24 protein-coding genes and 1 pseudogene are annotated in these 25,184 nt (G+C 45.6%); 8 read left to right on the forward strand and 17 right to left on the reverse strand.

The features are described 5' to 3' along the window. The 3 genes and pseudogenes from DPF93_RS21255 to DPF93_RS03530 form a co-directional block, all read right to left on the reverse strand. A pseudogene (locus DPF93_RS21255) lies at positions 1-922 on the reverse strand (IS3 family transposase); the annotation flags it as partial. Between the two features lie 13 nt (positions 923-935). After that, entirely contained in the window at positions 936-1,202 is a 267-nt protein-coding gene (locus DPF93_RS03525; protein WP_123777507.1) for a hypothetical protein, read from the reverse strand. Positions 1,203-1,293: 91 nt separating this feature from the next. Then, on the reverse strand, positions 1,294-2,277 hold the full coding sequence (locus DPF93_RS03530) for a 3',5'-cyclic-nucleotide phosphodiesterase (RefSeq protein WP_164675305.1): 984 nt from the start codon (positions 2,275-2,277) through the stop codon (positions 1,294-1,296). A 336-nt stretch (positions 2,278-2,613) separates the two neighbouring features. On the opposite strand from DPF93_RS03530, the gene DPF93_RS03535 reads away from it, so the two are divergent. The 3 genes from DPF93_RS03535 to DPF93_RS03545 all read left to right on the forward strand — a co-directional run bounded on the left by DPF93_RS03535 (position 2,614) and on the right by DPF93_RS03545 (position 5,879). Further along, positions 2,614-2,907 (forward strand): PTS sugar transporter subunit IIB, encoded by a 294-nt coding sequence (locus tag DPF93_RS03535; RefSeq protein WP_114764849.1) that lies wholly within the window; start codon positions 2,614-2,616, stop codon positions 2,905-2,907. A 32-nt stretch (positions 2,908-2,939) separates the two neighbouring features. Further along, the gene (locus DPF93_RS03540) at positions 2,940-4,337 is read left to right on the forward strand and encodes a glycoside hydrolase family 1 protein (RefSeq protein ID WP_114764850.1); all 1,398 of its coding nucleotides are present in this window, start codon (positions 2,940-2,942) and stop codon (positions 4,335-4,337) included. Positions 4,338-4,520: 183 nt separating this feature from the next. Further along, positions 4,521-5,879, forward strand: coding sequence for a ferredoxin reductase family protein (locus DPF93_RS03545; RefSeq protein WP_114764851.1), 1,359 nt, complete (start codon positions 4,521-4,523; stop codon positions 5,877-5,879). A gap of 79 nt (positions 5,880-5,958) precedes the next feature. On the opposite strand, the gene DPF93_RS03550 is transcribed toward DPF93_RS03545, so the two are convergent. The 4 genes from DPF93_RS03550 to DPF93_RS03565 all read right to left on the reverse strand — a co-directional run bounded on the left by DPF93_RS03550 (position 5,959) and on the right by DPF93_RS03565 (position 10,208). Next, positions 5,959-6,945, reverse strand: coding sequence for a cytochrome-c peroxidase (locus DPF93_RS03550; protein WP_075650234.1), 987 nt, complete (start codon positions 6,943-6,945; stop codon positions 5,959-5,961). A 362-nt stretch (positions 6,946-7,307) separates the two neighbouring features. Then, positions 7,308-7,847 (reverse strand): GNAT family N-acetyltransferase, encoded by a 540-nt coding sequence (locus DPF93_RS03555; protein WP_114764852.1) that lies wholly within the window; start codon positions 7,845-7,847, stop codon positions 7,308-7,310. 27 nt (positions 7,848-7,874) lie between these two features. Next, positions 7,875-9,038 carry a MerR family transcriptional regulator gene (locus tag DPF93_RS03560; RefSeq protein WP_114764853.1) on the reverse strand — a complete coding sequence of 388 codons (1,164 nt, stop codon included), beginning with the start codon at positions 9,036-9,038 and terminating at the stop codon, positions 7,875-7,877. A 150-nt stretch (positions 9,039-9,188) separates the two neighbouring features. After that, entirely contained in the window at positions 9,189-10,208 is a 1,020-nt protein-coding gene (locus tag DPF93_RS03565) for a zinc-binding alcohol dehydrogenase family protein (RefSeq protein ID WP_114764854.1), read from the reverse strand. Positions 10,209-10,345: 137 nt separating this feature from the next. Between DPF93_RS03565 and DPF93_RS03570 the strand changes: the two genes are divergently transcribed. Further along, positions 10,346-11,254 (forward strand): GntR family transcriptional regulator, encoded by a 909-nt coding sequence (locus DPF93_RS03570; RefSeq protein WP_114764855.1) that lies wholly within the window; start codon positions 10,346-10,348, stop codon positions 11,252-11,254. Positions 11,255-11,314: 60 nt separating this feature from the next. Here the strand turns inward: DPF93_RS03570 and DPF93_RS03575 are convergent, their stop codons facing one another. The 6 genes from DPF93_RS03575 to DPF93_RS03600 are packed head-to-tail and all read right to left on the reverse strand — an operon-like array spanning position 11,315 to position 17,247. Continuing rightward, complete coding sequence (locus tag DPF93_RS03575; RefSeq protein WP_114764856.1) at positions 11,315-11,944, reverse strand: bifunctional 4-hydroxy-2-oxoglutarate aldolase/2-dehydro-3-deoxy-phosphogluconate aldolase; 630 nt, start codon at positions 11,942-11,944, stop codon at positions 11,315-11,317. Beyond that, complete coding sequence (locus DPF93_RS03580; RefSeq protein WP_114764857.1) at positions 11,941-12,900, reverse strand: sugar kinase; 960 nt, start codon at positions 12,898-12,900, stop codon at positions 11,941-11,943. Before DPF93_RS03580 ends, DPF93_RS03575 begins: the two co-directional genes overlap by 4 nt. A 10-nt stretch (positions 12,901-12,910) precedes the next feature. Then, positions 12,911-14,197 (reverse strand): TRAP transporter large permease, encoded by a 1,287-nt coding sequence (locus DPF93_RS03585; RefSeq protein WP_114764858.1) that lies wholly within the window; start codon positions 14,195-14,197, stop codon positions 12,911-12,913. 2 nt (positions 14,198-14,199) lie between these two features. Next, positions 14,200-14,730: a TRAP transporter small permease gene (locus DPF93_RS03590; protein WP_114764859.1), complete on the reverse strand. Its 531-nt coding sequence runs from the start codon at positions 14,728-14,730 to the stop codon at positions 14,200-14,202. A 54-nt stretch (positions 14,731-14,784) separates the two neighbouring features. Next, on the reverse strand, positions 14,785-15,777 hold the full coding sequence (locus DPF93_RS03595) for a C4-dicarboxylate TRAP transporter substrate-binding protein (protein ID WP_114764860.1): 993 nt from the start codon (positions 15,775-15,777) through the stop codon (positions 14,785-14,787). A gap of 36 nt (positions 15,778-15,813) precedes the next feature. Further along, positions 15,814-17,247, reverse strand: a complete 1,434-nt coding sequence (locus tag DPF93_RS03600) for a tagaturonate reductase (RefSeq protein ID WP_114764861.1) — start codon at positions 17,245-17,247, stop codon at positions 15,814-15,816. A gap of 333 nt (positions 17,248-17,580) precedes the next feature. On the opposite strand from DPF93_RS03600, the gene DPF93_RS03605 reads away from it, so the two are divergent. Both DPF93_RS03605 and sodC read left to right on the forward strand, forming a co-directional pair. After that, a complete protein-coding gene (locus tag DPF93_RS03605) occupies positions 17,581-19,071 on the forward strand; it encodes a UxaA family hydrolase (RefSeq protein ID WP_114764862.1) in 1,491 nt (496 codons plus the stop codon). Positions 19,072-19,199: 128 nt separating this feature from the next. Beyond that, positions 19,200-19,712, forward strand: coding sequence for a superoxide dismutase family protein (gene sodC / locus DPF93_RS03610; RefSeq protein ID WP_114764863.1), 513 nt, complete (start codon positions 19,200-19,202; stop codon positions 19,710-19,712). Positions 19,713-19,793: 81 nt separating this feature from the next. On the opposite strand, the gene DPF93_RS03615 is transcribed toward sodC, so the two are convergent. From DPF93_RS03615 to DPF93_RS03630, 4 genes are read right to left on the reverse strand one after another with little or no spacing between them, the layout of a single operon-like run. Further along, on the reverse strand, positions 19,794-20,777 hold the full coding sequence (locus tag DPF93_RS03615; protein WP_164675306.1) for a 2-dehydro-3-deoxygalactonokinase: 984 nt from the start codon (positions 20,775-20,777) through the stop codon (positions 19,794-19,796). Between the two features lie 57 nt (positions 20,778-20,834). Then, positions 20,835-21,524: an RraA family protein gene (locus tag DPF93_RS03620; RefSeq protein WP_114764865.1), complete on the reverse strand. Its 690-nt coding sequence runs from the start codon at positions 21,522-21,524 to the stop codon at positions 20,835-20,837. A gap of 2 nt (positions 21,525-21,526) precedes the next feature. Continuing rightward, on the reverse strand, positions 21,527-22,183 hold the full coding sequence (locus tag DPF93_RS03625; protein WP_114764866.1) for a bifunctional 4-hydroxy-2-oxoglutarate aldolase/2-dehydro-3-deoxy-phosphogluconate aldolase: 657 nt from the start codon (positions 22,181-22,183) through the stop codon (positions 21,527-21,529). After that, a complete protein-coding gene (locus DPF93_RS03630) occupies positions 22,183-23,199 on the reverse strand; it encodes a C-terminal binding protein (RefSeq protein ID WP_164675307.1) in 1,017 nt (338 codons plus the stop codon). The genes DPF93_RS03625 and DPF93_RS03630 overlap by 1 nt, the downstream gene beginning before the upstream one ends. A gap of 209 nt (positions 23,200-23,408) precedes the next feature. Between DPF93_RS03630 and DPF93_RS03635 the strand changes: the two genes are divergently transcribed. Together DPF93_RS03635 and DPF93_RS03640 are read left to right on the forward strand one after the other, a co-directional pair. Continuing rightward, positions 23,409-23,888 (forward strand): TRAP transporter small permease, encoded by a 480-nt coding sequence (locus DPF93_RS03635; protein ID WP_114765148.1) that lies wholly within the window; start codon positions 23,409-23,411, stop codon positions 23,886-23,888. 2 nt (positions 23,889-23,890) lie between these two features. Next, entirely contained in the window at positions 23,891-25,177 is a 1,287-nt protein-coding gene (locus DPF93_RS03640; RefSeq protein ID WP_114764868.1) for a TRAP transporter large permease, read from the forward strand. Positions 25,178-25,184 lie beyond the last annotated feature (7 nt).

The following is a 25,184-nucleotide window of genomic DNA, read 5'->3' on the forward strand; positions in this document are numbered from 1 at the left end:
CTCATACTTGATTCAAGACCATGCTGTTTCAAAAACCTGTCCCAGTCGTAGCTGGTGTACTGGCTTCCTTGATCTGAGTGAACGAGCACTTTTTCTATTGGTGAACGACGCCAAATAGCCATCAGCAAAGCATCAAGGGCAAGCTCTTTGGTTATTCTACTTTTCATTGACCAACCAATTACCCGCCGAGAGAACAGGTCTACAACTACCGCTAGATACAGCCAACCTTCGTGCGTTTTGATATATGTAATATCAGTTAYCCACGATTGATTGGGCGCATGCGGGTTGAACTCTCGGGCGAGCTTGTTGGAAACAATGATGTTTTCGACACCACCTTTAGGGCGGGGCTTTCGATAACCTCTTTGCGACTGAATTCCTTCTCGCTTCATAAGACGATGAASTTGGTTAATTCCACAGATTTCCCCTTCATCTCGCAGGTCACTGTAGATTTTTCGATAACCGTATACACAKCCTGACTCCAGCCAAAATTGCTTTATCAGTCCGAGAAGATATTTTCGCCGCTTTTCTTGTCTACTATCTGGATTTTTTARCCAAGAATAATAACCACTTGGGTGAATTCCAAAGACCTTACACATRCGTCGAACAGACCAGATTGTCTGATTCGCTTTAATAAAGGCATACCTCAGTCGGACTGGCTTGCGAAGTACACCGCGGCTTTTTTTAGTATGTCTCGCTCTTCTGTTACTCGCTGTAATTCCTTTTTAAGTCGACGAATTTCAGCWCTTTCATCAGATTGAGCTTGGTATTGTGAGGAGTTGGGACCGTAGCGTTTAACCCACGCATACAAACTATGGCTCGTTGTTCCTAGTCGCGCTGCAACATCAGCCACGCTATGACCTTTTTCAGTCACTTGTTTGACWGCTTCAATTTTAAATTCTTCTGGATATCTCTTACTGCTCATAAGCACCTCTCTATTAGTCATTTTGTCTAACTAAAAGGTGTCTATCAAGTCGGTGGCTATTCATAACTCCCGCGGCTTTATCAGATAAATCGCCTGTAATATAGTCTACAAGTTCAACTGTAATCTCTCCAATTCCTGCAACTACTGCACAAGTTCCTGCCATTAGCACGGTACATGCTCCAGCAACAGTGGTGGCAGTATTCGCTGGTAAATTATCAACGAAATCCTGCTCTTCCTGTCTCTTCCTACCATCAGGATCTTTTAGCACTACATTAATCAAACTAAGTGACCAAATTCACTATGCCACTACAATAGCCTTATAAAAAAAGCCCCGCAGTTGCGAGGCTTCAAAGATCATTTGGTTGGCAAGGTTAGAAGGTTAACGCATCACCTTGGGCTGGGAAGTGGAAGTTCACGCCAAGCTTATTGCCCTGTTCCAATTCACGTTGAATGACCACTTGTGGGTCTTCGCCTTTCTTCAAGCTGTATTTAATATGGCTAATAACCACATCAAGATCTTCTAGGCTACCTTTGCCTGCAAGTGTCTCAAGTGCCCTCAGCTCTTTTAGCAGCCAGTTTGGCGTTAAGTGACCAAACAGCATTTTATCTGGCGTTTTATTGGTAAAGGAGACTTCAATGACAATACCTTTTAGCTGCCCCTCTTTCACAAACGGCGCTAATGTTTGCCAAACTTTGCTCAACGCATCGCTTTTCTCGACCGCGTCAGGTCCCGTATCACCAAAGTAAACAAATAGGTCGCCGTCACTATCTTTCAGCGCAAATGCCGTTGATTGACCACCAGAGTGCGCCAATGGCATCGCCATCACTTGCATACTGGTACCTTTTACTGGCTGCCATTGGTATTGCGGCAAATCTGTGTAGGTGTATTTACTTAGCTTGAAACCATTACCTTCGTTACCGAAGTTTGGCCATGCTGACCAGTTAAAATAGTTATTCATCAACGCTTCATTGGTGGCAGACAAACCATAGATTGGTTTATTGCTGTCATCTGGAGAACTGATAATCATGCCCGCGACGTGATCAAGGTGAGCGTGGCTGATCAAGTAGCCTTTCACTTTCTCTTTTAACAGGTAGCCAACTTTGGTTAAGTTAGACTCTTGCGGCACTTTCACATCATCAAACGCGCCTTTTTGCTCAGACACAATCAAACCGTTAACCACTGAACCAGCATCAAGCAGTACATAGTTGTCATCTTGCTCACTTTTGAGCATAAATGCGGTCAAGTTGCCGTCTTGAATGCCACCTTTACTACCTAAAGTCACCGCTTCAAAACTGGCGGCATTAACGCCAAAAGACAAACAACCAATCAATAGCGCTAGTTTCGTTTTTAACATATCTATCCTTATTACGGCTTAGTGCCACTTAGTCATACTCAAGCTATCTTGAGACGTTTCAGCAAACGATATCGTCATTGTATTACAGATAGTTAGTTGCAAACTGCCGACTTCGACGCAAACATTTTATCGATATCATTAACCGAACTAATCCATTCTCAGTTGCATATTTCATCGGCAAGCCTTGTCTTTACTGAGCTCAGACTATGCTGATAAGTTAACCAACCAGTCGCAAAATTCTCATCCTAGCTCACTTTCTGACACATTCCCTCTACCTCTAATTTGTAAAATCCGCATAATCAACTTTCAGCTGTATAGATAATGAGAAATAGAAACGTGCTTACTTTTTTGCGGCGTTTTTTTGCTTTACTCACGCGTGTTAACCCTGACCTTGATCAAGAGGTTGATACCATCATTAGCGCATTGGGGGGACTCCATAATATTTTGGATTGTGGAGCATGTGCTACTCGATTGAGACTCGAACTTAAAGAGCTTTCATTGTTAGATGAAAAAGCGCTTAAGCAAGCGGGAGCCATTGGTGTGGTTCGTATCGACCAACACCATGTTCAAATTATCTACGGCTTGAAGGCAAACAGCTATGCTCAATGTATCGAACTAAGACGTAGCTAATTTATTCGCTTGCGAACAATCGGGAATTCCCAATGACAAATACAACATTTCCAAATGATTTTTTATGGGGCGGCGCTATTGCTGCTAACCAAGTAGAAGGGTCTCACACACTGGATGGCAAAGGTCTATCGACTTCTGACATGCTGCCTAACGGCATCTTAAGCCCGCATCAAACTCGTAAAGAGCGCACACCGGGCATCAAAGATCTCGCCATCGATTTCTACAATCGCTACCCAGAAGACATCGCGCTATTTAAAGAGATGGGCTTTACCTGTCTGCGCCTTTCAATCGCGTGGACACGTATCTATCCAAATGGTGACGAACTAGAGCCAAACCAAGCGGGTTTAGATTACTACGACAAGATCTTTGCAGAATTAGCAGCACACAACATTACACCATTCGTGACGCTGTCACATTACGAAATGCCTTATGCGTTAGTCGAGAACTACAATGGCTGGGGCAGTCGTAAACTGATTGAGTTCTTCACTCGTTATGCACGCACCGTGTTTGAACGTTACAAAGACAGCGTAAAACTGTGGCTGACATTTAACGAAATCAACATGTCACTACACGCGCCTTTCACTGGTGTTGGTTTACAAGAAGAAGCGTCAGAACAAGAGATCTTCCAAGCGATTCACCACCAACTCGTAGCAAGTGCGCAAACAGTTCAACTCTGCCATGAAATCATTCCTGACGCCAAAATCGGCAACATGTTACTAGGTGCTATCGCTTACCCACACACCTGTAACCCGGATGATGTCATCGCCACTATGCATGAAAATAACCAATGGCTATTCTTTGGTGATGTGCAAACCCGTGGACGCTACCCAGGTTACATGCTGCGCTACTTCCGCGACAACGGCATCACAATTGAAATGGAAGATGGCGATCTAGAAACATTAGCCGCAGCGAGTGTCGACTTCATATCTTTCAGCTACTACGCATCAGGCTGTGCGAGCGCAAAAGAGCAAGAAAAAGAAGTCGGTAACATCGTGGCTGGCGTACCAAACCCTTACCTTGAGAAGAGCCAATGGGGCTGGTTGATTGACCCGAAAGGTCTGCGCATTCTGCTTAACTTCCTTTACGATCGTTACCAAAAGCCACTCTTTATTGTTGAAAATGGTTTAGGCGCGCGCGACGAAATTACTGCAGAGGGCGAAATCATCGATGATTACCGCATCTCTTACTTAAACGATCACCTTGTTCAAGCGCGCGAAGCGATTGAAGATGGTGTTGAGCTGATGGGTTACACCACATGGGGACCTATCGACCTGGTGGCAAACTCGACCGCTGAAATGAGCAAACGCTACGGCTTTATCTACGTTGACCGCGACAATGAAGGCAATGGCGATCTCACTCGTCTACGTAAGAAAAGCTTCTACTGGTACCAAGAAGTGATTAAGACACAAGGTGCCTCACTGAAAGACTAAGCTCTATGAAAGACTAAGCTTAATTGATAAGACCTCTGCGGAGGTCTTTTTTGTTTTCAGTATTGCCACTATTACCAACTAGCCTCAAGGTGCTCGGGTATGGATCATTTACATAGCTTTACGCTTGTTGACCGCAGCATACATTCCAAGCAGTAAAGTACAGGCTCACTAGGAGCCAAAACCATGAAAAAACTCTACCTAACTGTTTTAGCATTTACCGCAACTTGTATGCTGATTTGGCTACAGGCTGAGCCAAATCTATTTAGTTATGACCAATTTATGCAGTGGCGCAGCGCCCTCATTCAAGGTACTGGTATTGTCTCTCTGTTACTGTTAACCCTGACGATGTTGTTGGCTCTACGTTTGCCAATTATCGATCGGCTCACAGCCGGATTAGATAAGTCATACCGCTTACACAAATGGGTCGCTATCTACGGAGTCATCCTCGGTGCGGTGCATTGGCTGCTGGCTATCGTGCCGAAAAAACTGGTCCAATATGGTTTGCTAGAGCGTGGCAGTCATTCTCGACCACAGCTCGATCCTGAATCATTCCAAGCCATGGTGATGGACTTACGTGGCGGCGCTGAATCAATTGGCGAAATGGCGCTGTATGCTTTTATTGCGCTGACTCTGATTGCCCTATTTGCACCCATTCAGTACAAACGCTTTAAGCTAACGCATAAGGCAATGGCGGTGGCGTTTGTGGTGATCGCTTATCACTCCGTCGTGTTATTAAAGCCTGCCTATTGGAGTAGCTTAATCACTCCAATCGTGCTGTTACTGGCGGTGGTTGGTATTGCCTGTGCAGTCTGGAGCCTACTTGGCAAAGTCGGCAAAAAACGCCGCTATCAAGGTAACGTTGAAGCACTAAATTTAGATGCAGCAAATCAAACCCAGACATTACGCCTTAATGTACCTAACTGGTGTGGGCACAACGCAGGGCAGTTTGCCTTCCTTAAAGTAAAAGGCGAAGAAGCGCATCCGTTTACCATTAGCTCAACCAATGACAAACCCTATATCGAGTTCACCATTAAGGCACTGGGTGATTTCACCGGCAACCTCAGCCAATACGTTGCCGTCGGTGATGATATTGAAGTTGAAGGTCCTTATGGTCACTTCGAGTTTGATGATGACAAGCAGCAAGTGTGGATAGCTGGCGGCATTGGCATTGCGGCGTTTAAAGCGCGCTTGCAACAACTCGCGATCAATCATGCTGAGCAAAATGATGTTGAGTACCGTGAAGGAAAGCCAGTGCATTTATATTATTGCACCCAAGCACCGTCACCTGAGTTAGTGACAGAATTGGAGCTCCTCGCTAAACAAGCCAAAGTGCATTTTCATATTATCGATAATCGCACTATGCGCTTTTTGACCATAGATAAAATCAAAAACCAGCTTTTCGGTGGTGCGCCAAGCTCACTTGATAACCTGAGTTTTTGGTTCTGCGGTCCAACTGGGTTTAGCCAAGCGCTCAAACAGCAGTTAAAACAACAACGCTTTGACCTGAACGGTTTTCATAGCGAGCTGTTTAACTTCCGTTAATCTCCCCAGTAAACAGACACAAAAAAGGAGCTCTATTGAGCTCCTTTCACTAGCCTTCTAACGCATTCGCTAGGTTAAATTAGATGTTTGGACGTACCGTTTCATTACTTGAAGGCGGTAAGTGCGGTAACGTCACTTGTGGTAAGTCGCCCGTCAATGAACGTAGGAATTCAGCAATTTTCACCGCTTCTTGCTCATTAACACCCATACCAAGTTGGATATCCGCCATCAACATAATCGCCTCTTCCAAATCCCACACGGAACCATCGTGGAAGTAGGGATAGGTCAATTCGATATTACGCAGCGTCGGTACTTTAAAGACAAATTTATCAAAGTCGTTACCCGTGATCGCTTTGCGCCCAATATCTGGATTATCCGTTGCAAATGGTTTAACTAGCCCCATTTTTTGGTACATTTGCCCACCCGCCAATGGACCAGCGTGACACGTCGTACAACCCTTGGCTTTAAACAGATCGTAGCCTTCTTTTTGCACTTGCGTCAGCGCCATATCATCGCCTTTTAACCACTGGTCAAACGGTGCGTTTGGTGTACGCAAAGTCTTCTCAAAAATCGCGATGGCATCTGTGACTTCTTCAATCGTGATTTCATTCACGCCATAGGCTTGTTTAAACATCTCGCGATATTGGGGAATTGACTGCAACGTCTCAATCGCCAACTCATGAGTGAGCGCCATTTCTAATGGGTTAGCAATAGGACCTGCCGCTTGCTCTTTGAGATCTTTTGCTCGACCATTCCAAAACTGGACGAAGTTAAGATCCGAGTTAAACACGGTTGGTGAGTTAATTGGTCCGATTGCCCATTTATGCCCAATCGACGTTGGCAGGTTATCAACACCGCCACGCGCTAAGTTATGGCAGGAGTTACAAGAGATAGTATTGGATGCCGATAAACGCGGCTCAAACCATAAGGTTTTGCCCAGCTCGACTTTTTGTGCATCTAAGCCCGTAATGGGTTCGATGACTTTGATTGGCTCTTGATCTTGTCGCTCAGCATAAGCACCAAACGATAAAACCGACATTACACAGACTGCTAAGATTGTTTTCATTGAGACTTCCTCTCTCAGAGATCTAACAAACCTCACTAAGGTGGCGTTTTTCTTACTGAAACGCTCTGGAAATCAAAATAGAGCAATCGTTTAAACGGATAAAATGTAAAAAATCGATGAAGATTATGGCAATAATCGATGTTAAAACTGGTGAGTTTTTGTGCGCCTTATTCCACCTAGCTTACAGAAATATCAGTTACTTTTTGTTTACAATTTCAGCGATTTTCTTACTGCACACTTCCTTGATTTACATCAATTTGCAATTTAGCGAAATATCAAAAAATTAAGGCGAGAGTTTCCCCTCGCCTTGTAATATTAATCAGCCGTAAGCTCAGCTCAATCAGAGCCTCGCCCAACGCAATTTACCAGTATTTTTGCTCGTTGAGAGCTGGCGCACATAGTGTTTCGCTATCAATCGCGACTAAGTCGCTGCCATCAAGTTTCTGACCTAGCCAGCCGTGCGGGTAGCTAAGCACCAATGGTGCTTTCACTTGCTCTTCAGTGATCTGAGCAAAGCCAACTTTAGAGTAGAAGCTAGGATCACCATAAGTCACTAAAAGCTCGACACCTTGAGCTTTTAGTGTCTCTAAGCCAAACGTGATCAGCTTTTGACCAATACCTTTGCCTTGAGCCGATGTCGCCACTGCTGCTGGTGAAAGTAAGTAAGCATTGGTGCCATTGGACTTGAAGTGCAACTTGGTGAAAATCACACAGCCTACTAGTGTGTCGTTCTCGCTTGCGCCAACAATCACCATCTCTTCGCTGTTGGTGGTCACTACAAGTTGGTGTGCAAGTTCACCAATCACCGCGCCTTCGTCCACGCCTTCTGAGTCACTGAACGTTGCTTGGAATAAGTCTTTAATTTCGTCTTGTTGAGTTAAATCTAAGATCGAGTAATTCATTGTTTTTCATCTCTATGCGAAAGCGGCTTAGGCTTTCGTTAAAATAAATATTTGATAGTCAAATTGGTCATTGCGCTGCGAGTAAGCATGCAACTCACGTTCAATATCTTTAATCGCTTGTGAGTCTGGCATCTCCGCTTTCAATGCTGCGACTTGGTTGGCAAGTGGTTGGTAGTAACCGTCCCACGCCTCGTCACTAATCGCAAAGCTATCAATCAGTTTATAGCCAGCGGCTTTGGCTTGCGCGATACGAGTTTTAGCGTCGGTCATATCTGGGTATTCACTCCCCCAAAACGCTTGGCTAACCTCACTCGGCGTATCGGTCGCCCACACCAAATCACTGAGCACCAAAACCCCACCGTCTTTGAGTAAAGGTCGCCACTGCACAAAGGCATTGTTCACCCCCATGATGTAGGCGCTACCCTCAGACCAAATTAGATCGAATGACTGCTCGGCATAAGGCAGATCCGTCATGCTGGCACATTCAAACTTAACTTTGTCAGCCTCAGCTGAAAATTGGGTTTGCAAGGCGCTAATCGCCTCTTGATCGTTATCTATCGCGGTAATGTGTGCATCGGAATGCTGCGCCAACAACTTAGTCGCAATCCCCAAACCACAACCAATTTCCAACACAGTGCTAAAGCTTGCTGGCACTTTGGTTAATGCTTTTAAGGTATCTGCTTCTGAGCCCGGACCGCGCCTTTCGAGTGGGTCGAAAATGCGATAAAAGTCAGCCATATAGGTTTCATGTGTGTTCATATCTTTGGATAACCATCGTAAACGCTGCGCATCTGTTTCACTAAACCCCTGCTTAATGAGCCAATCTATATGAGCATCTGGCGCAACTTTATCTAACATCTCATGCCAATCAGTCAGCGGCTTTTCACCGAGTAACGCCGCCAGCAAATCGCGAGACAGCTGCTTTTGCGCAATCTCTTGATCGAGCTGATTGAGCCTTTCAAGTAATAACTGACGTTCAATTTTCGCTTCAAGGCAGGCTTTACACTCTTTGAGTGTCAGCCCCCCACTTTGCAGTTGCTGAATTAGGCGCAAACGCTGCAAATCCATCTCACTGTAGGTGCGATAGCCATTGCTCATCCGCTTACCGCTGATCAGCCCCTGCTTTTCGTAATAGAGCAAGGTCGTGCGGGATAAGCCGACCAGTTCACCGAGTTCAGAGATTCGATACATATGCAGTGCCTAAAACCATGATTGCTTTGTCAGTATAGGTGTATCGTAAACTGTAGAGCTGTAGACAGGTCAACATTTATTTTTGCAGATAATAAAAAGCCCCGAACTAAGTTCGGGGCCGACAAGACATTAAGTGATGCTTAAGCGACATTAAACAAATTCAATCACGCCTTTTAGTAGCGCTTTATTGTTCACCACCGCTTCTTCGTAATCGTGACCAACCGTATCGAAATCAAAGGTATGAGTTAGCATCATATTGGCACCCAACAAGCCTTTTTCCATCAACTGCTGAACTTTACTGAAGTCTTCCATCGTAGCGTTACGGCTACCCATCAACGTGGTTTCTTTCTTATGGAAATCAGGATCGCTGATCTCAAGGTTGCCTTTAAACAAACCAACAAACACAATCTTACCACCGTGACGAATATGGTTAACCGCACCATTCATTGCATGTGGGTTGCCCGTTGCGTCAATCACAGTTTGTGCCAATGAACCAGCAAAGGCTTGTTTGAGATCTTCGTGGAAATTCTCGTCAAGCGGGTTAAGCGTTGGTAAACCCAACTCTTTTTCTGCGTGCTCGCGACGCTCAGCTTGCGTATCAGCAACAATCACATTTGCGCCATCCGCTTTGGCAATCGCTGCCGCGCCCAAACCAATTGGACCTGCACCAACAACCAATACGGCATCACCCGCTTTTACCTCTGCACGGCGCACAGCGTGAGCGCTGATAGCAAAAGGTTCAATCAGTGCCGCAGTTGCGCTATCCACACCATTTACTTTCAGTACGTTGTTTTGCGGTACCGCAAGGTATTCACGGAAGCCGCCGTCTTGGTGCACGCCAATCACAGAGATGTTTTCGCAGCAGTTGGTTTTACCACTTTTACAAGACGCACATTCAAAACACGCTACGTATGGGATCAATGCTACTTTGTCTCCCACCACAAACGGTTGGTCAACCTCACTGCCCAACTCACACACAATGCCGCATAGCTCATGACCTAGGATACGTGGGTAGCTAAAAAATGGCTGGTTGCCGGTATAAGCATGGATATCTGTACCACAAATACCGACGGCTTCAACTTTGATCACTAGCTCGTTTGGCTTAGCCACTGGTTTATCTTGTTCTACGTAATTTAGTTGGTAAGGCTTTTCACAAATTAAAGATTTCATCTGTTTATCTCTCGGATATGTAAACTTATCGCCATTGTATTGAAGCTGTTTTTTATTTGATTAAATCCGCAATAATTTGTGCTATCTATCAATTTTATCTGGTTTTTAATGGTATTTTATCTGCGTGGAGGAACCTTATGGCCAGAAATAAAAACCTACGTGAAACAACAACCAACCAATTGCTTGATGCCATTCGCCTTAAGCATATTGAATCCCCTTTGCCTTCTCAGTCATCCCTCGCGGATCTGTTTAGCGTGAGCCGCACTACCATGCGCCACGTCATGAACGACTTGTGTGACAAAGGTGTATTGGAACAAGAAGGCGACACTTGGTGTATCTGTCGCGAACCAGAAAATGACGATGGCTTTGTGACACCGATGTCGGAAAACGATATCCAAAGCGAAGTGTTTGAAGCCTTCTTCAATGATGCGATTAAAAATAAGCGCATTATGCCGGGACAAGAGTTCACTGAACTGGAGCTGTCAAAACAGTCTAAATGCTCAACCACTGTAGTACGTGAGCACCTGATCCGTTTTTCACGCTTTAGCCTTATCGAGAATATCAACCGCGGACGCTGGCGAATGGTACGCTTTGAGAAAAGCTATGCTGCCAGCCTATTTGAGCTGCGTGAAATGTTAGAGTGCCATGCACTCAATCGCTTTATGAACCTGCCGCGCAGTGATGAGCGCTGGCAAAAAGCGCAGTATTTACTGCACGAACACCGCGCACTGCGTGAAACCATGGTCAGTGATTATCAAGCGTTCTCAGAACTGGATCATCGCTTTCACTTACTGCTGCTATCGGCATCGAACAATCCGTTTATGAATCAGTTCTACGATATTATTTCGGTGATCTTCCACTTCCATTACCAGTGGGATAACAGCGATCTGCGCAAGCGAAATATGGTCGCAATTGAAGAGCATATGGCGGTGCTGAGTAAAATCTTAAGTGGTGATGATATTGGCGCTATGGGTGAGCTACGCCACCATTTACAAACCGCCAAACGCACCATGGAAAATAGCCTAATAATGGAAAAGCCAGCATAACGCTGGCTATTGAGCGGCTAAGGTTAACGCCTTAGCCGTAACAAACAAGTGAGTGTGAGGTTATTGATTAACCAGAGCAACTGCTTCGCGGGTTAGCTCGGCAATCTTATCCCACTCACCATTGTTGATCAGGGCTTTCTCGACCATCCAAGAGCCTCCACAACAAATTACTCTTGGAATGGCGAGATAGTCTTGAATGTTGCTAAGGTTAATCCCACCAGTTGGCATGATTTGCACATTGCCATAAGGGGCGAGGAGGGATTTAACCATCGCGATCCCGCCTGAGGCTTCTGCTGGGAAAAACTTCACTGTAGTCAGTCCCATCTCTAATGCCGCTTCCAAGGTGCTTGGGTTATTGATGCCCGGTACAATAGGAATATCCAGCTCCTGACACGCTTTTACCGTATTCGGGTTAAAACCAGGGCTGACAATAAAACTCGCTCCTGCCTCTTTCGCCGCCATTACTTGCTCGCGATTAAGAACAGTACCAGCGCCAATCAACATCTCTGGTTGCGCTTGCTTAAGCAGGCGAATCGCTTCGACTGCCGCATCCGAACGGAAAGTGATCTCCGCCACTGGCAAACCATTGTCAGACAGCACTCTGCCAAGAGGCAAAATGTCTTCGGCTTTATCAACCGCAATCACCGGAATCACTTTTAGTTCGGCAAGTTGGGCAGTAATTGTGCTCATTGTAACTCCTTTATCTGTGCTTTGATTGGCGTCGTGACAGCCAAATCGATAATCGCGCCTTGGTGCTGAATAACCTGACTAGCGAGTAAATTGCCTGCCTGACAACACGCGGACAACGTTTTTCCGGTGACATATTGCGCGAGGAATGCGCCATTAAATGAATCACCCGCCGAAGTGGTATCCACCACTTGCGCGACAAGGTTGGCTGGCGTGTGCACCGCCTCGGTTTGAGTTTGCAAGTCTTGGCTAAAACAGCCGTCAGAGCCCACTTTAACCACCACTTTGTTTACGCCAAGTTGTTGCAGCCGAGCGAGTGTGGCTTGTGGATCACTGTCTTGCCATACCAAAGCTTCATCGTCGAAGGTCACTAGTGCGATATCAGCAAGCGAGAAAAGCTGCTGGTAGGCGGTTTGTGCTGCTTCAATACTGCGCCACAGCGCCGGACGATGATTACTGTCAAACGCGATCTCAGCCCCTTTGGCTTGGCAATCTTTCAACACTGCCAGCAAGATTTGACGATCTTGCTCTGATAGGATCGCAAGGCTAATACCACTTAAAAAGATCAGCTCAGCTTGGTGTAATTGGTCGGCGATAGCTGCCCAGTCCGCATGTTGTAACATGTATTTCGCCGCAGATTGATTGCGCCAGTATTGAAAGCTACGCTCACCTTGCCCATCGACTTGAATCATGTACAAACCGGTCGAGTGCTCGCTGTCTCTTAGCACCCACTCGGTATTCACTTGCTCACTTTGCCAACGCGTGAGCATCATATCGCTCAGCTTGTCGTTACCAAGCGCTGAGACGTAGCAGGCTTGCACCTGCTCGTCTGACATACGCTTTAAATACACCGCGGCATTTAATGTGTCACCACCAAAGCTCTGCTTCATCTCACCAAACGGAGTTCCGCTTAGCTCAATCATGCACTCTCCAATAATGGCGACCTTTTTCGTTGTCATTACCTAGTCCTTAACCAAAGACCATGTTTGGCAGACCGATTGAAATCATCGGGATGTAGGTGATCATCAGCAGCGCCACAATCAACAAGATCCAGAATGGCATCACTTCTTTCACAAAGTCCTCAATGTTGACTTTGGTGATTGAACAAGTGGTGAACATTACCGTGCCAAGTGGCGGTGTAATCGTACCGATAGCACTGTTGAAGATGAAGATGATACCGAAGTGTACAGGGTCAATGCCGTATGAATGAGCGACCGGTGCCAGCAGCGGCGCCAATACGATCATTACTGCGTTACCTTCAAGGAACATACCGATGATCAACAGGAATAAGTTAACCAACAGTAGGAAAGTAAATGGACTTTCTACCGCGCCTGTTAGCCAAGTCGCTAGGTTTTGTGGCACTTGCTCCCAAGTTAGGAATTTCGAGAAACCAACTGCGACACAGATGATCAGCAGTACGTTTGCCGACGCCATTACCGACTCTTTGGTTGCGCTCCAAAGAAGTTTGCTGTTCATCTGCTTGTAAACAAACATACCCAGCACAAGTGCGTAAAGTACTGCTGCGGCGCCCGCTTCTGTTGGTGTAAAGACACCAAAGCGGATACCACCGATGATGATCACAGGCAGCAGTAGCGCAAGGAAAGCATCTTTAGCAGAAAGCGCAATCTCACTGACTGAAGCGCGCTTTTCACGAATTGGCGCGTAATTGCGTTTTTTCGAAATATACGCCACTAGACCCATCATCATAAAGCAGAGCATAACACCCGGCACAACACCGGCCAAGAATAGCTTACCAATCGAAACGTTGTTGACATAACCGTAGATGATCAGCGCGATACCCGGTGGGATGATTGGCGTAATCAAAGACGATGCTGCGGTTACTGCGGATGAAAATGAGGCACTGTAGCCACGCGCCACCATCTGCGGTACCAACAGTTTTGAACTCATCGCGGCATCCGCAATGTTTGAGCCAGATAGACCGCCCATTAAGGTACTCAAAACGACGTTAACCTGAGCAAGACCGCCGTTCATGTGACCAGTCAGCACTTCAGAAAACTTTAATAGACGTTGGCTGATACCTGAGTGGTTCATGAATACACCAGCCATAACGAAAAACGGAATTGCCAGCAAAGTCACTGACTCAAGACCACCAGCAAGACGCTGAACCAACATCATCATTGGCAGGTGATCGTTCATTAAAAAGTAAGCAAGCGTAGCAATAAAAATACAAAACGCGACCGGGATGCCAAGGGTGAATAGCAAAAGTAACGCAGAAATAGGCAAAATAACGGACATGATTAATCTTCCTTATTGCACGGAACAAAGAATGAATAGAGATGCTTAAGTTGGTGATACAGCATAAACATGCCGCTCACAGGAACCGCTGCGTAGATATAGACATAAGGAAGTTTCAATGCTGGTGTGAAACGTACTTGAGAGAAAGGCAGTAGTTTCCAACCCCAGTAGACCATAAATCCTAGCGCGAAAATAACCAGTAACGGTCTGATCAAGTTATCAAGCACATTGGCTGCTTTAGCTGGGATCTTGTGGACGAGAAAATCTATGCGTACTACTTCATCGGTGCGCATAAGGGCACTTGAGCCCATGAAGGTCATCCAAACAAACAGCGCTAGACAGACTTCTTCCACCCATGAACTTGGTGAGTTAAAAACATAGCGTGTTACAACGCCGTAGCTCATTAAGACTACGATCACAGCAAGAAAAACTGCGGCGATGATGCCATCCAGTTGGCTGATGCGATCTAACGTCGCCATCAACTTACTTTTTGGCTTAGCTGCCAATTGATTGAGTGAAACTTGAGTTTCCATGTGGTGTGCTCCAACAAAACTGAAATATGGGGCTCAAAAGAGCCCCGCAGAACATTACAGTTCAGCTAACTTAGCTTGAGTGTCTTGGTATAGGTTTGGTGTCCACTCTGGGAATTCGTTTTGCACCACTTTACGCGCTGCCTCTTCAAACGCAGATAGGTCCACTTCGTTCACCGTTACGCCTTCCGCTTTTAGCTGGTCAATCGCGTCTTGCTCACTTTCAGCGATTAAGGTTGCACCGTAGTTCACCATGTCACGGCTTGTATCTAGGATGATTTTTTGCTCTTCAGCAGACAGACCATTCCAGAAAGCTGTACCCGCTACGAACGGTGACATATGCTTGGTGTGCGCGGTTAAGTTGAGGTTTTTCACCACTTCGTGGAACTTACCACCGTGTAGAACAACTGATGGGTTTTCCACGCCTTCAATCACACCTTGTGATAGACCTGGGTAAACATCAGCCAGTGACATTGGCGTTGGTACGCCACCCATTGCTTTGACTGTTGCCACAAATAGGCGCGAGTGTTGTACACGAACTTTCACACCATCAAGGTCTGCTGGCGATTTCACCACGCCTTTTGATAGCAGGTGACGAGTACCATAAACCACGTCAGGTACTACGATTGTTAGACCTTTACCTGACAACTCATTGTTCAGACCTTGGAACCACTCAGTGTGAAGCAGCTTAGATTTTTTCTCGAATGATTGAGATAGGTATGGCGCGTTGATTACACCAAGATCTGGCACAGTATCCATCAAGTAACCGTAAGAGCTAATTGTGATGATGTTGGCACCAAACTTAGCCTGTTCCATCACTTCTGTTTCACTACCTAATTGGCTTGAAGGGAATAGGCGGAACTCAATCTCACCATTAGATTTTTCTTTAACTTGTTCCGCCCAGTAGTGCATCGCTTTATCGATTGGCTCACCAGGTTGGTTACCGTAGGCAATCATCACTTCTGTTGCTGCGTTTGCGCCGAAGCTCACTGTCATCGCAAGACCGATTGCAGCAGATACTTTTTTTAGTTTCGAGTGTAGAGTGTTCATAGATGTTCCTTTCAAATAATAGTTATATTCGCTGTTTTACAGCTGCTTCATTGCTTCTTTCATACCCAGTGTTTGGATAGCGTTGACGTACTGTGCAACCAACTCTGTTAGCTGTGGTAGCTCAGTTAAGTCAACATCCCAGTGATGTTTCATTGCCAAGAACTGCGCCACGTTTACACTGTGATCGCCTGAGGTTTGGCGCCATGCAGTAAATAGCTCTAGCAAATGTTGATCATCGCTAAGAGGAATCTCTTCCGCGCCACGTTTACCCAAGTAGAAACAGTACAATGCCGCTAAGCTAAAGCTCATATGCTTAGGTGCCTGACCGTTGTCACGGCTGTAGGTAATCAGTTGCGGAAGTAGACGCGTCTTAAACTTGGTTAACGAGTTCAACGCGATAGAGGTTAAGTAGTGCTTGATGTAAGGGTTACGGAAGCGGTTTAACACGCTGTCTTTAAAAGAGCGTAGCTCTTGCGCGTCCATATCCAGTGAAGGGATCACTTCGTTATCAAGTAGTGCATCTAAGAAAGTGCAGATATCTTGATCTTGCATCGCTTCACTCACAGTATCGATACCTGCAAGGTAAGCAACCGGCACCATCGCTGTGTGGGCGCCATTTAGAATACCCACCTTACGCTCTTTGTAAGGTTTGATATCGTCAACAATAGCGATATTTAGCGGGCACTGTGCCAGTTTGAATTTGTCTTTCAGCCAATCCGGGCCTTGGATAACGAACAAGTAAAAATACTCAGCAGCAACGAGGAAATTGTCTTGATAACCAAATTCGCTTTCAATTGCCTTGATTTCGTCCTTTGGATAACCGGTGACGATTCTATCAACTAATGTTGAGCAAAATGTGTTCGCCGTCTCAATCCAGTTTGAAAACTCATCTTCAAGTTGCCAAATTTGTGCATATTTGAGCACGATCTCTTTTAATTTCTCGCCGTTAAAATCAATCAATTCACACGGCAAAAGAATCAAGCCTTTGTCATTATCACCAGCAAAGTGTTGGTATCGACGATACAGGAACTGAGTCAGCTTAGCAGGGAAAGATTTTGGTGGCATCGCACCCAGTTCATCCTGCTCGTCAAAGCAAATACCCGCTTCAGTGGTATTAGATACCACCCATTCCAATTCTGGGTTTTCCGCAACGCGAAGTACTTCATCATACTCGCCATACGCCAATAGCTCGCGATTGACAGCAGTGATCACACGAGGCTCTGCCACGCTCTCGCCTGCTTCGTTAATCCCGCGTACTAATGCGGTATAAATGCCGCCTTGGCTATCCAGTTTTGGATGACCCGCATCGATTGGGCGAACAATAGTAATGCCGGCATTGAAATCGGTGTGCTCATTTAATAGGTCAATCTGCCAATCAAAAAATGCGCGTAAAAAATTACCTTCACCAAACTGAATGATCTTTTCAGGGTAGCAAGGTTGCTGTGATAGGTTTCTTGTTAGTTGTTCCATTTTTATCCCTTTTTACCGATCTCTAATCGATAGCTAAATGGCAGGTAAGCACTGTTTGTCGGACAGGTGTTATCGAATATGTGGCGAGTCTATGCCTAGGGAAAAAAGAAAGAACGATGAATCTACTCAAACGTGTAAACGATCATCTTTAACTGTTTTTTATCGGTATTTAATCATCTAAAGAACCGTAAAATACCACTAAAGAGGCAAAGAAACCGATTACAAAGCGTAAAGAAGCAGATAAAAAACAAATTTTATTGTTTTTTATTGATTAAAATACAGATCGCAATATAGAATCTAATCGTCGGACGGGGTCACTTAATTGGGATACCCATGAAACAGTTCATAAAAATCAATAGTAAAGACAATGTGTTCGTCTGCTTGCAAGCCATCAAGGCTGGTGAGTCAATCAATGTAGACGGGCAAGCTATTCTCCTCGCCCAAGATGTCGAGCGCGGCAGTAAAGTCGCCCTGACTGCAATTGCGGCAAATAGCGATATCATTAAGTATGGTGGCTCGATTGGTTATGCCACGGCAGATATTGCCGTCGGTGAGTGGGTACATACGCACAATATCAAAACCAAGCTCTCCGATACCGACAGCTATCAGTATCTACCAAACTTTAGCCCTCTCAAGCCTTCTGATCTTGTTGAGCGCTTCTTCCAAGGCTATCAACGCAGCAATGGGGAAGTGGCTATTCGCAACGAAATTTGGGTGATCCCAACTGTCGGCTGCGTCAATGGTATTGCTCAACAGGCGATCAATCGCTTTATGCAACGTAACCCGAACCTGCAGTGCGATGGCGTACATCTATTTCCACACAACTATGGTTGCTCACAACTGGGTGACGATCACGACAATACCAAGCAAATCTTAGCCAATATGGTGACCCACCCTAACGCTGGCGGCGCTTTAGTTATTGGCTTAGGTTGTGAAAACAACCAAATTGGACCATTTAAAGAACATGTCGGTGAAGTGGATGATGCCCGTGTGCGCTTTATGATTGCGCAAAATGAGCAAGACGAAATTGAAGTCGCAGTAGCTCATCTCGAAGAGATTTACCAAACCGTTAAGCAAGATACGCGCACTGATATTAGCATTGGCAAATTGCGGGTTGGTCTTGAATGCGGCGGCTCTGATGGTCTATCCGGCATTACCGCTAACCCACTGCTTGGCGAGTTTTCTGATTACCTTATCGCTCTTGGCGGCACATCCGTATTAACCGAAGTACCAGAGATGTTTGGTGCGGAACATTTACTGTTTGAGCGCTGCATCGATGAGGCAACTTTTGATAAAGCGGTTGATATGGTGAACGATTTCAAACAGTACTTTATCGATCACCATCAGCCGATCTACGAAAACCCATCGCCGGGTAACAAAAAAGGCGGCATCTCAACTCTTGAAGATAAATCCATGGGTTGCACGCAAAAAGCGGGCACTAGCCCTGTGTTAGGAGTATTGAAGTATGGTGAACGCTTGACCACGCCGGGTCTGAACCTACTCAGCGCTCCAGGTAACGATGCGGTCGCCACATCGGCATTGGCGGCGAGTGGCTGTCATATCGTGCTGTTTACGACTGGGCGCGGCACCCCTTATGGTGGCTTTGTGCCAACCATGAAACTCTCAACCAACTCAGAGCTCGCGAATAACAAACCACACTGGATTGATTTCAATGCTGGCACCCTAGTTGAAGGGGTAGAGATGGAAAGCTTGTTAGAAACCTTTATCGACCATGTTGCTGCCATCGCGAGCGGTCAACCGACCAAAAACGAACTAAACGGTATTCGCGAACTGGCGATCTTTAAATCTGGCGTAACCCTGTAATGCCTTTGCTCGCTGCCTTTGGGCAGCGAGTTTCACTTCATTACCACCATTCACTGCTCATTTTCTCGTTTTATCGCCATACTTAGGTAATGCCTTTTCAATGCACTGCGGCAACTAAGGAAATAACGATGAAACATACTCTATTATTGGCAGCACTATGCCTCGCCTCGACCTCGGCGTTAGCATCAGAACTTAAAGTAGAAATGATTGAGCTAGCCAGCGGTAATTCAGCTGGCACCATCACCATCAGTGAAAACCAATATGGCACTGTCTTTACGCCAAAACTGCAAGGTTTAAGCGAGGGCATACATGGTTTTCATGTGCACACTAACCCTTCGTGTGACAGCATAGAAAAAGAGGGCAAAACCATCCTTGGTGGCGCGGCGGGTGGGCACTATGACCCAGCCAATACCGGTAAACATGGTCTACCATGGACAGATGACAACCACCTTGGCGATCTGCCTGCGCTGTATGTCGCAAAAGATGGCAGCGCAACTCAACCGGTGCTCGCCCCTAGAATTAAACTCAGTGATTTAAGCGGACGTGCATTAATGATTCACGCAGGCGGCGACAATCACTCCGATCACCCAGCCCCACTGGGTGGTGGCGGTGCTCGTGTGGTATGTGGGGTGATAAAATAAAAAAGCCCTCAGAGCTGAGGGCTAAAGTCATCGTTCTAAGCCAAGGACTGACGATTGTTATTGTGTAAATACTCGCGTGGTTTATTGAATAATGCCGGCTTGCTTAGCGATATAAATCGAGCCTTTTGCCGATAAATCCTTTATCTCACTGCATTGAATAACCTGATTTTCAGGGAAGTAATGTGAGAGCAGGGTGGCGGTCGCATCGCAAAGCAAACCATTACCACCAACATAGATACTCGTGCTTCCACTAAAGTGCATTTGTGGGGTTGAGCTTAGTGCTTTTATATCTGAGTGAAGAATCACCCCAACTAAAAAACTTGCCAATTGTTCGTGGCTCTTACCACCAAATTGCTCATTCAGACGGATGGAAAATAGCGCATGACCCATGCCATATTTTTCCGCCGCTTGATAACCGTCGAGCAAAGAATCACGACACAGCGTTTCTGAAAAACGCCCCTGTAACGAGTTGGTCAAGATAGTATGGTTAGTGATGATTGCATTAAGCTCACCCGCTAATGTTGTGCAACATCCTAAAATTGTTTGCTTAGCATCCATTGCAACAAACTTCGAATGCGATCCTGGCAAGGCGATAATGGCATCATGGTCAATATTGAGCAAAGCCGCTATCGCTAATGCTTCAACCTCTTCACCACGCATAATATCCAACCCTTCGATAGAGCTTAGATTGCTGGTGTCGATATTCTTAACCCCAGGAATAAAATGGATAGGCAGCGGTGAAATCTCTTCTAGCACCACAGTACATATATTTGCCGTGAAATCTTGTAGCGAAACTGGCGCAATAAGATGAGGGACTTCATATAAACCTAAGTTGGATGTAATCATGCCCGCAGCAAGAATCGCTTCAATATCTTGATCTTGTAATTGGTGCTGCTCTTTAAGTTGGCTAATCGCACTGGCAATAGTTTCAACGAGTCGACGATTGTTGCCATCAATGCTGGTATTTCTTACCCCAACGTCCGATTTAATCATGTCTATTCTTGTGCCTTGCTGAAATAGACTAACGCGAGTATTAGTGGTTCCGGTATCTATGGTAATGATCATCTGTAATACCTTTAAAAAAGCCTGCCCGAAGGCAGGCATTAATTAAAACTGAATCGATTAAATACGACCAAATTTCGCCAGTAACTGCTCAACGGTTGCACCATTTAAGATTTCAGCGCGTGTCGCCTCTTCTTTAGCAGCTTGTTCTTTCGCTGCCGGGTACACTTCTGCCAACACATCGTAAGGGATCGCTGTTACGCCTAGCTCATCAGCAACAATCAAATCGCCTGGGTTAACAATGATGCCACCACAAACGATTGGTACGTTGATTTCAATCGGCTCAGTACGACCAGTTTCTGCTGAATGCGCAGCACGTGGAGAAACTGAGCGAGAAGCCACTGGGAATTCAAGCAACTTAGATTCATCAGTATCACGCACAGAGCCATCAACAACCGCACCTGCCACACCTGCAGCGCGTGCCAAACCTGACATCAAACCACCCCAGATTGAAGTATTCGGCGTACCGTTTGCATCGATCACCACCACGTCACCTGGCTTGGCAATATCAAAAATAGGTAAACAATCAACGATGTCGCCTGGCTTAAGTTTTACTGTCAACGCCGTGCCGATAAATGGCTTGTTAACGGTACGGAATTTGATTTCATGATCCATCACACCGTCACGCTTGTAGGCATCACTGAATACTGCACTGACACTTAGCGTGTCTTTCATTTCCACACAGTTAGCAATAAGTTCTACATCTAAATCTTGACGACCAGGGTTGATGATTTTCTTTTCGTATTTCATGTTTACTTCCTAAGTTGTTTAATGGCTTGTTTGTATCGACAAGCGTTTTCATAAATGTCTGCAAATTGGTTGGCTTCAACCAACTTGTTGTTCACTAAATTGGAGCCAATACCGAAGCCAATTGCGCCAGCTTTGGCAAAATCAGCTAAGTTGTCAGAATCTACCCCGCCGACAGCAATAAATTTCAAATCTGATAACGGTGCACATAAGGCTTGCAAGTAAGCCGGTCCTAGCAATGCGCCGGGAAATAATTTGATAAAATCCGCACCCAATTGATGAGCTTGCAGCGCTTCCGTTGCCGTCATCACACCCGGTAGTGAAACTAATTCATGTTCCAAAGTTGCTTTGACCACTTCAGGATTCAGATCTGGCGAGACAATAAACTGCCCTCCACAAGCATGAACTTGCTCTACCTGCTGCTGTGTCGTCACTGTCCCTGCGCCAAAAATGAGTTTGCCTTGGTATTCTTGAGCAAGAATCTTTAATGCGTTTAAGGTGTTTTCATCGCCATTTTTACGGTCGAATGTCACTTCAACTAAACGAATCCCCCCTTCGTATAGGGCATCCATTGTTGGGCGAATTTTGTCGGCTGAAATACCACGAACAATGGCAAATACCTGATGCTCTTCAATCGCAGCAATCACATCATGCCTAGCCATTACGCTTGCTCCGAAAGTGGTGTTTTCACTCGAGCAACCGGATCTAGCGGCTCACCGCCCAATAGAACCGCTTTCGCATTTTCTGCAGCAATACGGCGACACTCTTGGAACGCTTCCTCAGAAACATACGCCACGTGCGGCGTTACCACGCAGTTGTCCAAAGTGAAAATTGGGTTGTCATTTGGATTCCAGTTGTCCAACTTAGCTGGCTCTTCTTCTGGATCATCTAAACCTGCACCTGCAATCCAACCTTCAACCAAAGCTTTGTAAAGCGCAGCGTTATCAACCACTTTGCCGCGAGCACCGTTAACCAGCACCGCATTTGGTTTCATCGCTCTTAAGCGCTCTTCGTTAATTAGGCGGTCGGTCTCTGGTGTGTGTGGACACATCACGTTGACCACATCGCCTTGTGAGATCACGTCATCAAGGGAGACTTTCTTCACACCAAAGGTGTTCATAAAAGATTCTGAGACATAAGGGTCAAAGGCAATCACGCTAAAACCAAGCGCTGAGACTTTTTTAGCGATATTCTGAGCAATGCGCCCAAAGCCAATTAAAGCCCAAGTAGATGAGCGGAAGCGTTTTGGCACGCGACCATCCATATCCCAATGCCATTTACCTTGATGGGTAAACTGGTTGTACTCAGGAATTCGACGGAACATGGTCAAACCTAGCGTGATCGAATGGTCAGCCACTTCATCCAAGCAGTAATCAGGCACGTTTGACACCTTGATTCCGTGGTCATAACACGCTTCAACGTCCAAAATGTCGACGCCAATGCCGTAACGACAAATGATCTTACACTTCTCTAGCTGCTCAATGGTCTTGCGTGGGATCTTGGCGTATTGCTGCAAAATCGCATCCGCATCTCGCGCTAGCTCGCCCAGCCCAATGCCTGTTTTACACTTCAAACCAATCACTTCTGCACCGATTGGCTCTAATACAGAACGCTCGATATCTAGGTTCGGATAATCGTAATCCGATACGTAAACCTTAAACTTTTTTTCAGTTTCCATAGCAATACTCATTTCAATCTGTGAAATCTGATATCTAACATATCAGTTGAATTGATTTTTAAAATCCAAATCTTTTCCTTCTGTGATCTTTCGCAAAAATCGCAATTTTATCGACCTTAGTGTGACTAACATCGCTTTTTTATTAACAATTAACTGATTAACTCCACTGACATATCAGATGTTACGGGAAAATTTATATGGGAAATATCATGAGGTGGATAGATAGAAATCTTGAAGCTGCTCTCGGAGGTTTATTGCTCGCAGGTGTGGTGGGATTGATCACTGTGCAGGTGGTGATGCGATACGTATTCCAAAACTCATTGTCATGGTCAGAAGAGCTGACCTTGTGGTGTTTTATTTGGTTTATTTGGTTCGGGATCTCTTATGCATTCAAGGAAAGAAAGCATGTTCGCGTGACTTTTTTCCAAGATCTTTTGCCAGAAAAGATCCGCAAGTATCTCGATATCATTATCGACGTCACTATCGTGATCTTCCTACTGATGATGACTTACGAATCGTATAAGTTGATGACATTGCCTTACGTGATGAGTCAAACCTCAGTTGTACTCAATCTACCAATACCGCTTCTGTACGCGTCAGCACCGATAGGTTCTTTACTTTCGGTATTTCGTATCGTTCAACACTATTCTAAAGCACTGCAAACATCAGCAGTTCCTTTGGAGGTTTAACCATGTCTGGAATTGTTTTATTTGCCGCTCTCGGTCTGTTACTGCTGGTCGGTATGCCGATCGCGATGAGCTTAGGTATGAGCTCGCTGTTTGTGATGACATTTGTTGATGGCACTCCACCAATCAGCTTAATGGCTCGTTCTATCGTAACTGGCGCCGACTCTTTCCCATTGATCGCAGTACCGCTGTTTATTCTTGCCGGTGACTTAATGCAGGTAGGTGGGCTATCAAAACGCATTATCGCGTTTGCCTCATCGCTGGTTGGTCATATTCGCGCTTCACTTTGTTATGTTAACGTTATCGCGTCGATGTTCTTTGCTGCGATCTCTGGGTCAGCGCCTGCGACCGTTGCTGCCATCGGCTCAAACATCATCCCAGCGATGAATAAGCAAGGTTACAAGGATGATTTTTCATCAGCACTAACTGCTTCTGCCGGTATGATTGGGGTAATGATCCCGCCAAGTATTCCATTTATCATTTATGGTGTATCTGCTGAAGTTTCAATCGGTAAACTTTTCCTCGCAGGCATTATCCCAGGCTTACTGTTTGGCTTAGCATTTATGGTCATGAGCCGCTTTGTGGTTCGCCATCACCCAGTCATGAATCTTGAACTTACGCCATTTAGCTGGTCAAACGTGGCGAAAGAATTCCGCTCTTCAATTTGGGCTCTAATCGTCCCTGGCATCATTCTTGGTGGTATTTACGGTGGTGTCTTCACTCCGACTGAAGCGGGCGCGGTAGCTGTGGTTTATGCGATCCTTTGTGGTCTATTTATCTACAAAGAAATCTCGCTTAAAGATCTTCCAAAAGTATTTGCTCGTTCAACACTAACGTCAGCCACGATCTTAGTACTGGTTGTCTTTGCTGCTGCATTTGGTCGCTTGGTCACGTTTGAACAGATCCCTGGCGCGGTTGCTAATGCGCTAATCAGTCTCTCTGATAATCCAATCGTGATCTTACTATTGATCAACCTATTACTGCTGTTTATCGGTATGTTCATGGAGACGATTTCCGCCATCATCATCCTGACGCCAATCCTACTGCCAGTGATCATTAAAATCGGTGTCGACCCAATTGTATTCGGTGTGATTCTAACGGTGAACTTAGCGATTGGTTTCTGTACCCCACCGCTTGGCGTAAACATATTTGTTGCCAGCCAAGTGTCGAATATCTCGATAGAGAAGATATCCAAAGCCTTGGTTCCGTTCCTTGCCATCATGCTAGTGCTACTTATGGCAGTAACCTTTATTCCAAGTATTTCATTAGCGCTAACAGATTTAGTTGGCTAACTCGACG

It is taken from the genome of Vibrio rhodolitus (assembly GCF_003350325.1).
Classification (GTDB): Bacteria; Pseudomonadota; Gammaproteobacteria; order Enterobacterales; family Vibrionaceae; genus Vibrio; species Vibrio rhodolitus.